10 protein-coding genes are annotated in these 11,707 nt (G+C 59.8%); 2 read left to right on the top strand and 8 right to left on the bottom strand.

Annotated elements, in window-relative coordinates:
- The 7 genes from ACN0S5_RS18850 to glpD all read right to left on the bottom strand — a co-directional run.
- Nucleotides 1-760, bottom strand: a 760-nt coding sequence (locus ACN0S5_RS18850) for an extracellular solute-binding protein (protein WP_417210302.1), incomplete at its 3' end; no start/stop codon positions are given.
- Between the two features lie 84 nt (nucleotides 761-844).
- On the bottom strand, nucleotides 845-1,117 hold the full coding sequence (locus ACN0S5_RS18845) for a DUF2160 domain-containing protein (RefSeq protein ID WP_417210301.1): 273 nt from the start codon (nucleotides 1,115-1,117) through the stop codon (nucleotides 845-847).
- A gap of 23 nt (nucleotides 1,118-1,140) precedes the next feature.
- Complete coding sequence (locus ACN0S5_RS18840; protein WP_417210309.1) at nucleotides 1,141-1,983, bottom strand: carbohydrate ABC transporter permease; 843 nt, start codon at nucleotides 1,981-1,983, stop codon at nucleotides 1,141-1,143.
- A 12-nt stretch (nucleotides 1,984-1,995) separates the two neighbouring features.
- Nucleotides 1,996-2,865: a carbohydrate ABC transporter permease gene (locus ACN0S5_RS18835; protein WP_417210300.1), complete on the bottom strand. Its 870-nt coding sequence runs from the start codon at nucleotides 2,863-2,865 to the stop codon at nucleotides 1,996-1,998.
- Complete coding sequence (locus ACN0S5_RS18830; RefSeq protein WP_417210299.1) at nucleotides 2,865-3,956, bottom strand: ABC transporter ATP-binding protein; 1,092 nt, start codon at nucleotides 3,954-3,956, stop codon at nucleotides 2,865-2,867. The genes ACN0S5_RS18835 and ACN0S5_RS18830 overlap by 1 nt, the downstream gene beginning before the upstream one ends.
- Nucleotides 3,957-3,967: 11 nt before the next feature.
- Entirely contained in the window at nucleotides 3,968-5,056 is a 1,089-nt protein-coding gene (locus ACN0S5_RS18825) for an ABC transporter ATP-binding protein (RefSeq protein WP_417210298.1), read from the bottom strand.
- A 13-nt stretch (nucleotides 5,057-5,069) separates the two neighbouring features.
- A complete protein-coding gene (gene glpD / locus ACN0S5_RS18820) occupies nucleotides 5,070-6,668 on the bottom strand; it encodes a glycerol-3-phosphate dehydrogenase (RefSeq protein ID WP_417210297.1) in 1,599 nt (532 codons plus the stop codon).
- Between the two features lie 282 nt (nucleotides 6,669-6,950).
- On the opposite strand from glpD, the gene ACN0S5_RS18815 reads away from it, so the two are divergent.
- Nucleotides 6,951-7,712, top strand: coding sequence for a DeoR/GlpR family DNA-binding transcription regulator (locus ACN0S5_RS18815; protein ID WP_417210296.1), 762 nt, complete (start codon nucleotides 6,951-6,953; stop codon nucleotides 7,710-7,712).
- 369 nt (nucleotides 7,713-8,081) lie between these two features.
- Here ACN0S5_RS18815 and ACN0S5_RS18810 read toward each other — a convergent pair whose 3' ends face one another.
- Nucleotides 8,082-9,923: a calcium-binding protein gene (locus tag ACN0S5_RS18810; RefSeq protein ID WP_417210294.1), complete on the bottom strand. Its 1,842-nt coding sequence runs from the start codon at nucleotides 9,921-9,923 to the stop codon at nucleotides 8,082-8,084.
- A gap of 393 nt (nucleotides 9,924-10,316) precedes the next feature.
- On the opposite strand from ACN0S5_RS18810, the gene ACN0S5_RS18805 reads away from it, so the two are divergent.
- Nucleotides 10,317-11,693 (top strand): nucleotide sugar dehydrogenase, encoded by a 1,377-nt coding sequence (locus ACN0S5_RS18805; protein WP_417210293.1) that lies wholly within the window; start codon nucleotides 10,317-10,319, stop codon nucleotides 11,691-11,693.
- The last annotated feature ends 14 nt before the right edge of the window (nucleotides 11,694-11,707 follow it).

Raw genomic sequence — 11,707 nt, 5'->3', positions numbered from 1 at the left:
CAAGGCTGGGGTCTTTCTTGCCGTAGTCCATGTTGCCGAAGATGTCGCCATCCACGCCCATGTGGCTGAGGTCACGCCCGGTAAAGAATTCGGCGATGTCCTCATAGGCCGACCAGTTGACCGGAACACCAAGATCATAGCCAAAGGCCTCTTTGAAATCGGCCTTGTTCTTTTCGTCGTTGAACCAGTCATAGCGGAACCAGTAGAGGTTCGCGAACTGCTGGGTCGGCAGTTGGTAAACCTTGTCATCCGGCCCGGTGGTAAAGCTGAGGCCGATGAAATCGTCGAGGTCCAGCGTCGGCAGGGTCACGTCCGCGCCTTCGTTCGCCATCCAGTCGGTCAGGTTGCGCACCTGCTGATAGCGCCAGTGGGTGCCGATCAGGTCAGAGTCGTTGATGTAGGCGTCATAGATATTCTGACCGGACTGCATTTGCGTTTGCAGCTTTTCGACCACGTCACCTTCGCCGATCAGGTCATGCGTGACCTTGATGCCGGTGATGGCAGAGAACGCCGCCGCCAGAACCTGCGATTCATATTCATGCGTGGTGATGGTCTCGGAGACGACCTTGATCTCCATGCCCTCAAAGGGTTTGGCCGCGTCGACGAAGAACTGCATCTCCGCCTCTTGCGCTGCGCGCGGCAGGGACGAGAGATCGCCGATCTCTGCGTCCAGGAACGCGCGCGCCGCGTCCATGTCGGCAAATGCCGGACCCGCAAGGATCAGCAGCGCCGCTGTTGTGGATTTGAGTTTAAGGTTCATTGGTATCCTCCCATTGGTACCATTTTTATCGAGGAAGTTTACTTTGGTGTCCGGGCTCCTCCCTTCCCGGACACACAAGCCGACCTACACCCAGCGAAAAACCGCAGCGGCGTAGATCAGGCAAACGATGAGGGCCAGCGGCTGTTGCACACCGACAAGACCAAGCCAGGCCAGGTTGATGAAGGCCGAGCCAAGAAGCGTGATGAACAGGCGATCCCCCCGCGTGGTTTCAATCCGTAGAATGCCTACGCGAGGCGTTTCCGGGAATTTGATCGCCAGAAAGGTGAAGGTGATCAGCAGCGTGGCGATGACTGCGAAAAAGATCGCGGTCGGCCAGGTCCAAGCCATCCAGTCCATTGGAAGTCCTCCCTTTTCCCGGATTAAACCCGCCCGAGGGCAAAGCCCTTGGCGATGTAGTTGCGGACAAAGTAGATCACGAGCGCGCCCGGCACGATGGTCAGGATGCCAGCCGCCGCCAGAACGCCCCAGTCGATGCCCGACGCGCCCTGTGTGCGGGTCATGATCGCGGCGATGGGCTTTGCGTCAACCGTGGTCAGCGTTCGGCTCAGCAGCAGTTCCACCCATGAAAACATGAAGCAGAAGAAGGCCGCGACCCCGATGCCGCTGGCGATCAGCGGCATGAATATCTTGACGAAGAAGCGGCCAAATCCGTAGCCGTCGATATAGGCGGTTTCGTCGATTTCCTTGGGCACGCCGCGCATGAACCCCTCAAGGATCCAGACCGCCAGCGGCACGTTGAACAGGCAATGCGCCAGCGCCACCGCGATATGCGTGTCGAACAGCCCCACCGACGAATACAACTGAAAGAACGGCAGGGCGAAAACCGCGGGCGGCGCCATCCGGTTGGTCAGCAGCCAGAAGAACAGGTGCTTGTCACCCATAAAGTGATAGCGGCTGAAGGCATAGGCCGCAGGCAACGCCACCGCCAGCGAAATCACCGTGTTCATCACCACGTAGATCAGCGAGTTCACATAGCCCATGTACCACGCCGGATCGGTCAGGATGGTCGCGTAATTGGCAAAGGTCAGATCGCGCGGCCAAAGGGTGAAGGAGTTCAGGATCTCCGTGTTTGTCTTCAGGCTCATGTTCAGCAGCCAGTAGATCGGCAGCAGCAGGAACAGCAGGTACAGCGCCATCACGACGGCGCGGCTGTTGACCTTTGGCAGGCTGATCCCACGGGATGAGGATTGATTTGCGGACATGTCCGTCATGGCTCAGGTCTCCCGCTTTTCAAGAGTGGTCATCACGGTGTAGAACACCCAACTCACCAGCAGGATCACCAGGAAATACATCAGCGAGAAGGCCGCCGCCGGTCCAAGGTCGAACTGCCCCAGCGCCATCTTCACAAGGTCAATCGACAGCAGGGTGGTCGCGTTGCCCGGTCCACCGCCGGTGACAACGAACGGCTCTGTGTAGATCATGAAGCTGTCCATGAACCGCAGCAGGATGGCGATCATCAGCACACCCGCCATCTTTGGCAGCTCGATGTAGCGGAACACTTTCCACCGCGACGCCTGATCGATCTTGGCCGCCTGATAATAGGCGTCGGGGATGGATTTGAGACCCGCAAAGGCCAGCAGCGCCACCAGCGAGGTCCAGTGCCAGACATCCATCACCACGATGGTGATCCATGCGGCCACGGTGTCCTGCGTGTAGTTGTAGTTGATGCCCAGCGCGTCCAGCGTATAGCCCAAGAGGCCAATGTCGACGCGGCCGAAAATCTGCCAGATGGTGCCGACCACGTTCCACGGGATCAACAGCGGCAGCGACATCAGCACAAGGCAGACCGAAGACCAAAAGCCCGACTTGGGCATGTTCAGCGCCACGAAGATGCCCAGAGGCACCTCGATCGCAATGATGATCGCCGAGAACATCAGCTGCCGCCCCAGCGCATCCCACATGCGCTCTGACTCGAGCATTTCCCGGAACCATTCGAGCCCCGCCCAGAAGAACTGGTTGTTGCCGAATGTGTCCTGAACCGAATAGTTGACCACGGTCATCAGCGGGATAACCGCCGAAAAGGCCACCAGCAACAGGACCGGCAGCACAAGGAACCATGCCTTTTGGTTGACTGTCTTTTCCATCACGCGGCCTCCCCGACCGGTCCGGTTGGCGCGACGCGCCAGTCGTTGGCGTAGACATTCACATGCGCCGCATCAAAGCTGACGCGGTTCATGTCGGCGCTGACGTGATCGTCCTCGCCAGCGATGATATTGATGTCATGTCCGAAAAACTCGGCGCGGATGATTTTGTGCCGGCCCACATCCTCGACCCGGCGCACCTTGACCGGCAGGCCATCGGTCTGGCTCAGGTGCACGAACTCGGGCCGGACACCGATCTCAACCTTGCCATCCAGCGCGGCGTAGCCGCTGGCCAGATCCACATGTGAGCCGTTGATGTAGGCCTTGTTGCCGTCGATCTTCGCCGGGATCACGTTCATGCCCGGCGAACCGATGAAATAGCCGACAAAGGTATGCTCGGGCCGCTCAAACAGCTCTTCGGGTGTGCCGATCTGCACGACGCGGCCATCGTACATCACCACCACCTTGTCGGCGAAGGTGAGCGCCTCTGTCTGGTCGTGGGTGACGTAGATCATGGTATGCCCGAAATCGTGGTGCAGCTTTTTCAGTTGCGTGCGCAACTCCCACTTCATGTGCGGGTCGATCACGGTCAGCGGTTCATCGAACAGCAGCGCGTTCACGTCCTTGCGCACCATGCCCCGGCCAAGGCTGATCTTTTGCTTGGCATCCGCCGTCAGGCCACGCGCCTTTTTGGTCAGCATCTCTTCCATGCCGATCATCCGGGCGATTTCCTGAACGCGCTCCGCCACATAGGTCTCATCCCGTCCGCGGTTGCGCAGCGGAAAGGCAAGGTTGTCGCGCACGGTCATGGTGTCGTAGACGACCGGAAACTGGAACACCTGCGCGATGTTGCGTTCGGCGGTCGGCGCGTGGGTTACGTCCTTGTCATCGAACAGGATGCGCCCCTGACTGGGTTGCAAGAGCCCGGAGATGATATTCAGCAGCGTGGACTTGCCGCAACCGGACGATCCCAGCAGCGCATAGGCCGCGCCGTCATCCCAGACGTGGTTCAGCTCTTTGAGCGCAAAATCGTCTTCGGACTTTGGCGCGGCGGAGTAGGAATGTGCAAGGTTGTCGAGTGTGATCTTGGCCATCGGTGTCCCCCTCAGGCGGCCAGCGCGTAGGCGGCTGGGGCAACCAGCCTGCCGTCTTCGCCGAAAATGTAGACATGGCGCGGGTCCAGCCAGACCGACAGCGGCGCGCCCAATGTCAGGTCGTGCACTCCGTGGATCAGACCAACCCAGCGCTCGCCGTGGTGATCGAGGTGAATAAAGGTTTCCGACCCGGTCAGCTCTGTGACGTTCAGCGTGGTCTTGAACTCCACCGCGTCAGCCGCGTGTTTGCTGATCTCAAGGTGGTTTGGACGGAACCCGGCGGTGTAGCGGCCATCGGGCAGTTCGGCCAGTTTTCCGGTCGCCTCGGCGCTCTGGCCGTCACCGAACATGATCCGCGAACCCGTCTTGGAGATTTGCAGAAAGTTCATCGGCGGATCGCTGAACACCCGCGCCGTCGTGGCGTCCACCGGCTGGCGGTAGACGCGCGGCGTCAGGTCGAACTGTGTCACCCGCCCTTCCCAAAGCGTGGCGGTGTTGCCGCCCAGCAGCAGCGCCTCTTCGGGTTCGGTTGTCGCGTAGACAAAGATTGCACCCGATGCCTCAAAAATCTTGGGGATCTCGACCCGCAGTTCCTCACGCAGCTTGTAATCCAGGTTGGCCAGCGGTTCATCCAGCAGAACCAGACCGGCATTCTTGACCAGTGCGCGCGCCAGCGCGCAGCGCTGTTGCTGCCCGCCGGACAGTTCCAGCGGCTTGCGGTCCAGCATCGGGGTCAGCTTCATCAACTCGGCGCTTTCGCGCACGCGGCGGTCAATCTCGGCCTTGTCGATGCCCATGAGTTTCATCGGCGAGGCGATGTTTTCATAGACGGTCATGGACGGGTAATTGATGAACTGCTGATACACCATCGCGACCTTGCGATCCTGAACACGCATGCCCGTGACGTCGTCGCCCTGCCAAAAGACCTGTCCGCTGTTGGGCGCGTCCAGTCCCGCCATCAGGCGCATCAGGGACGTCTTGCCCGACAGGGTCGGTCCAAGCAGCACGTTCATCGTGCCATTTTCCAGCGTCAGATCCGTGGGGTGGATATGGGTTTTCCCGTCCACGATCTTTGATACGCCCCGCAGTTCCAGCGTCATCGCGTCCTCCTCCTTATTCCACAACCGCAACGGCGGCAGGCTGGCGTCGATGCGCCATCCAGTCGTCAAGCACGCCGATCTGCTCGGCTGACAGACGCAGGCCAAGCTTGCTGCGCCGCCAGATCACATCGCTTGCCGTTCGCACGAATTCATTATCAATCAGCCAGTCGATCTCGGCCTCGGTCAGTGTCGCCCCGAAATCGTGGCCCAGATCAGCTGACTCTCTGGCATCTCCCAGTATGCCTGCTGCTTGTGTGCCATACGCACGTACCAGACGCATAGCCCAGAAATCGGACAGGAACGGGAATGAGGCCTTCAGTTCGGAAACCAGCCTTGTCACCCCGTCCACTGGAAAATCCCCGCCCGGCAAAGGGACGCCCGCGGTCCATTTGGCTTTTTGCAGGGTCAGATGCTCTCCGACCTTCTCCAGCGCGCTTTCCGCAAGGCGACGATAGGTGGTGATCTTGCCGCCGAAGATGTTCAGCAATGGCGCGCCGCCGCTGGTATCGACCTTCAGCGTATAGTCCCGCGTGGCCGCCGTGGCGCTGCTTGCCCCGTCGTCATACAGCGGGCGCACGCCGGAATAGGTCCAGACGATGTCGCCCCGGCCAATCTGATCCTTGAAGTACTGGTTGGCGAAGTTCAGCAGATAGTCCTGCTCTTCGGGCGTGCATTCAGGTTTTTGCGACGGATCGGCGTGGTCGGCATCTGTCGTGCCGATCAGAGTGAAATCCGTCTCATACGGAATGGCAAAGATGATCCGCCCATCGGTGCCCTGAAAGAAGTAACATTTGCCGTGGTCATACAGCTTGCGGGTCACGATATGGCTGCCACGGACCAGCCGCACACCCTCACGTGAATTCAAGCGCACCTTGGTCTGGATGATGTCACCCACCCACGGGCCGCCGGCATTGATCAGCATCTTGGCGTAGAAGATGCGCGATGCACCGCTTTCGGTATCGCGCGTTTCCACGCGCCAACGACCATCTTCGCAAGTTGCGCTGACAACCTTGGTGCGCGTCATGATCTGCGCGCCACGCGCCTCGGCGTCGCGGGCGTTCAGCACGACAAGGCGGGAATCCTCGACCCAGCAATCGGAGTATTCATAGGCCTTGGCAAAACGGTCCTGTAGCGGCGCGCCCTCTTTCGACGTGGTCAGGTCCACTGTTGTGGTGCCCGGCAGGATCTTGCGACCGCCCAGATGGTCATACATGAACAGGCCCAGCCGGATCAGCCAAGAAGGCCTGCGCCCCTTCATCCACGGCATGAACAGGCCCAACAGCTTTGACGTCGGCGTATCCGACTCAAACCTCATATCTTTATGATAGGGCAGAACAAATCTCATGGGCCAGCTGATGTGCGGCAACGCGCGCAGCAACACCTCACGTTCGATCAGCGCCTCACGGACAAGACGAAACTCAAAATATTCGAGATAGCGCAGCCCGCCGTGAAACAGCTTGGTCGAGGATGACGATGTGGCCGAGGCGAGATCGTTCATCTCTGCCAGCGCGACGCTGAGACCGCGCCCGGCGGCGTCCCGCGCGATCCCGCATCCATTGATGCCACCCCCAATGATGAAGAGGTCAAGTGTATCGCTGTCTGTCGGATGCACGACGCGAATCTCCCCCAGGCTCGCACTGACTGACTTATGCCAATCGCCAACGAACCGCGCAACATCAAATGTTCGTTTTCTTTCGTTTTGGCGAAACTTTGGCCAAATCCGAACCATTCTTATTTTCGAATACAAAGATTCTGCCCCGCCTCCCGGAACATCCTTCCGTTTCCGGTTGCCATCCCGGACCGTGGCCGCAACTGTGTCAGAACCGAAATTCAGGAAACGCCCCCTGAACCCCAAGGTCCCGTCTGTTAACACCCTGTCGAAACGCGCCAACCGATGTCACAAACCTTTCGCCATCCCGAGATCCTTGAATTTGCCCGTCGCAAGGGCAAGGTCACGGTCGAGGATCTGGCAGAGCACTTTGGCGTCACCCATCAAACCATCCGCCGCGACCTGACCGATCTGGCAGAGGCCGGGCGGCTGGAACGGGTGCACGGCGGCGCGGTCCTGCCCTCAGGGACAACCAATATCGGCTATGAAGAGCGCCGCTCGCTGAACCCCGGAGCCAAGCAATCCATTGCGCGGGCCTGCGCGGCGCGCATTCCCAACGGCATTTCCCTGTTCCTCAATATCGGCACCTCGACAGAGGCCGTCGCACGGGAACTCCTGCACCATGAGAACCTGATGGTGGTGACGAACAATATGAACGTCGCCAATATCCTTGTGGCCAATCCGACCTGCGAGATCCTTGTAACAGGGGGGCAGTTGCGCCGTGCCGATGGCGCATTGATCGGCAATCTGGCGGCAGAGACGATCCGTCAGTTCAAGTTCGACCTTGCCGTGATCGGCTGTTCCGCCCTTGATCGCGACGGCGACCTGCTGGATTTCGACATCCGCGAGGTCAGCGTCAGCCAGACCATCTTGCGCCAGTCGCGCAAAACCTTTCTTGTGGCGGACCATACAAAATTCGCGCGCAGCGCCCCGGCAAGGATCGCCTCGCTTTCCGACGTGAATGTGTTCTTTACCGACAAAGCCCTGCCCTCTGACCTGCAATCACAATGCACAAACTGGGGAACCGAAGTGGTCGTATCCCCCTGACCGACGTGCCCGCACAGTCAACACCGCTCCGCGAAACAGAGCCCTGCTGGCTGGGCCAGTGTCACCACGCGCGCGGTCTCGGCGGGCGCGTCGTGTCTTGGATTGTGGGCGGGTGTCGGAGGTTGTCTGACCATGCGACAGACAGAACGCCACCGGCGCGCGGAGCAATGGATGCAAGTGCGATTCGGGCAGGCCCCTTGTGACGGACCAGAGCCCGCAACCGACCGTCCTTCGCACAAGGGAGCGGTTTCAAGACCCGGACAATACGGGCGAAAGGAAAAACATGCGCCAAATAAGATATAGCGGCACGGCAGGACCGCGCCACCATATATATCGCGTTCCGGGCGCAGAACCGCCCAGGCGGCCGGTTTACACGATCAGGAAATCATCCGCCCCGATCGTTGGCAATGAGGACAGTTGGGCAAAGGCCACCGCCTCGGCGTCGCCGCTGCCATCGCTGTCGTAGTAGACCTTGCCGGTGTCGGTCTCATAGATGATGCGCTGGTCGGCGGTTGTGGCCACACCGTCCGCATTGGCAACGAACATGCCCGCATCCAGCGCACCGCTGGTCAGACCGGTGAACACGGCGCTGTCCAGAACCAAAACATCTTCGCCCGCGACGAAATCGATGATCCGATCCTCGTTCGCAGCAACAAGCGCCGAGTTGAAGACAAAGCTGTCCGCATCGTCACCACCGCGCAGGACGTCTTTGCCCTCACCGCCGTTGAGGGTGTCCATCCCGTCGTACCCATAAAGGATGTTCCGGCCCGCGTCGCCGGTCAGCATATCGTTGTGGTTGGAGGCATAGACATGCTCAAACCCGGAAATCACATCCCCTTCCGCGTCGCCGCCAGAGGCCTGTTGCATGCCAAAGGCGTCGGCGTTGAGGTTCACCGTCACGCCACCTGCGGAGTCGGTGTATTGCAGAACATCGGCTCCGCTGCCGCCGTCGAGGGTATCGGCCCCTGCGCCACCACGGATCGTGTCGTTGCCGGCTCCGCCGTCGATCATGTCATCGCCGTCAAAGCCAAGAATGTAGTTCTTGCCCGCGTCGCCGGTCAGGTTATCGCCGAAATCGGACCCCTGGATATTCTCGAACCCGGACAGAACATCGCCATCGGCATCCCCTCCGGAGGCCGACTGAAAGCCGTCCAGACCCACCGTCAGATTGACCGTTACGCCCGACATCGACTCGACATATCGGACCCAGTCCGTTCCGTTGCCGCCGTCCAGCGTGTCCGCGCCCAGACCGCCACGGATCACATCGTCACCGTCCAGACCATAAATGACATCATCGCCCGCATAGCCGAACAGGATGTTGCGCCCCGCATTGCCGGTGATCACGTCAGCATGATCAGACCCGTAGACATGCTCAAAGCCCGAGATGACGTCGCCTTCGGCATCGCCACCCGACGCCTGCTGAAATCCGGCGCCGTCCTCGTTCAGGTCCACGGTCACCCCGCCGACCGATCCAAAGTAGAACAGAACGTCTTCGTCCGCCCCGCCGCTCAGCGTGTCCGCACCCGATCCACCGGAAATCGTGTCGTCACCGGCGTCTCCCAGGATGATATCGTTGCCCCCCAGCCCATTCAGGCTGTCATTTCCCGCCAGTCCGACAATGGCATTCATCCCGCGGTCGCCACTGAGTGTGTCGTCCTGCGGCGTCCCCATGAAATCGTCGGTAACATCGGCAATGTCTGCATTCATCGACCCAAGGTCGATCAGGTCGCCGTCGACCGCAGCGCGCAAAGAGATCGTCGCCGCATCATCGCCAAAGTCATCCTGCGCGCCGGTGTAAGTCACCGCGCCCGGATCATCCAGAAAGTCGGTAATGTCAGTGCGCGTGCCGGTCAGGTAAAGCGTGCCGGTCCCGGTGCCGGTCACAGTGACTTTCTGTGTGCCCGTCGCATCAAAGGTTCCCGCCCCGGTCTTGAACTCAAGCGTAAGGGTCTCGGACTTTTTGGCGATGCTGTTGAACTTGATGTCCGACAGATCGATGTTCCCCGCCGTGTCTTCGTCAAACTGAAGATCTGTTGGCAGCTTTTCCGAGATGGACTTTTTCGTGTAATCCGCTGTCTCGCGCTGAAAAATCCGCAGCAACTGGTCGATGGGGTTAGCGGGGTGAAACGGCGGCCAGTGAAAACTGACGTTCAGGGTCGCCGAACCATACAAACCAAAAGCGCCACTGGCTGGGTAGTGAAACGAAAACATGATGTGCCTTTCCTGATTGGGGACGCACGGTTGGCTGGCGACGGTCAGACAGGCACGAGGTGTGATGCAAAATTGCCACATCCACCCATCTCGGCCCGACCGTTTCAAACCGCGCGTTCATACGCCGGATTTCTTCTTAAGCTTTCATTAACCCTGAGAATGTGGTTGGCTTATGAAGCGATTGGGGTATATCTGGGGCTCCGATGTGATGCCGCCCCTAGGCGTTGCGGTGGAAACGCCGCCTTTCGTGCCCAAAATCCCGTCATTCCAAGGTGACTGTCCCCGCTGCGGAAACACTTCGGCGCGGACGGCCCCAATGTTTCAACATTGGCCCCAATTTTCGCCACATTTGCTGTTCATCTTCATTAACAGAACGTTAAGGGATGAATTCTCATGGTCTCAACAACACTGCAAAACGCCCGCCTTGACCGGCGCGCACGGGTTACACGGATCGAACCGGCGATCCATCTTGTCGCGGACAATGCTCCTGCGAAGGCAAGTTTCGAAAATATCGCCGTCATCGGTCTGGGCTATGTCGGCCTGCCGCTTGCGGTGAGGCTGGCCGGAAAGTTCGAGCGCGTTCAGGGGCTTGATATCTCGACGCGGCGCGTGGACGAAATCCGTCGCGGCTATGACGCCTCCAACGAGGTCGATGAAGTGCTGCTGCGCCGCTGTGGTTTGCGGGCCAGCACGGACCGGACAGACATCTCAGACGCCTCGTTTTATATTGTCACCGTGCCGACCCCGATCAATGACGCCCGCCAACCCGATCTGGGCCCGTTGACCTCGGCCTGTGAGACGGTCGGTCCGCACCTCAAAAAAGGTGACGTCGTGGTCTTTGAATCGACGGTCTACCCCGGTGCCACCGAAGAAATCTGCGCGCCGATCCTTGAACGTCTGTCCGGGCTCAGGATGGGTCAGGACTTTGGCCTTGGCTACAGCCCAGAGCGGATCAACCCCGGCGACAAGGTCAACACAGTCACCAATGTCATCAAGGTCATCTCCGGAGACAGCCCGGCCACGCTGCAACGGGTCCGCGCCGTCTATGAGACCGTGATCGACGCCGGCCTGCATGCCGCGCCGACCATCAAGGTGGCCGAAGCCTCGAAGGTGCTGGAGAACACACAGCGCGACATCAACATCGCCCTGATGAATGAAATGTCGATGATCTGCGACAAGATCGGCGTCAACACCCATGACGTGATCGAGGCCGCCTCGACCAAATGGAACTTCGTCGCGATGACCCCCGGCCTTGTCGGCGGGCACTGTATCGGCGTGGACCCTTACTATCTGGCGACGCTGGCGGAAAAGGTGGGGCACACGCCTCAGTTGATCATGGCGGGACGTCGCACGAACGAGGCGATGGTGCGCCACACGGCCGATGCGGCGCTGCGCTTCCTGCTCAAACAAGGGGGCGCCATCGCGGGCAAGCGCGTTGCCATCTGCGGCGTCACCTTCAAGGAAGACGTGCCCGACATGCGCAACTCCAAGGCGCTGGACCTGATCAAGATGCTGAGCGGCTATGGCATCGAGTTGCTGGTGCACGATCCGCACTGCGATCAGGACGAAGCCGAGGCATATGGCCTGACCCTGTGCGATACCGAAGAACTGGCCGATCTGGACCTGATGGTCCTTGCCACCGCCCACCGGGAGTATCTGAACGACCGGAATTTCCTGAGCCGCATCCGCGATGGGGGCGTCCTGATGGATGTCAAAGGCGTTCACCGGAAGTCGGATAAACCCGAAAGTATGACCTACTGGTCACTATAATCGGACAAACGCGG

The sequence above is a fragment of the Antarctobacter sp. genome, assembly GCF_048262615.1.
Lineage (GTDB): Bacteria > Pseudomonadota > Alphaproteobacteria > Rhodobacterales > Rhodobacteraceae > Antarctobacter.
The sequence above is the reverse complement of the archived record's forward strand: the minus strand, read 5'-3'. Positions and strand labels throughout refer to the sequence as shown.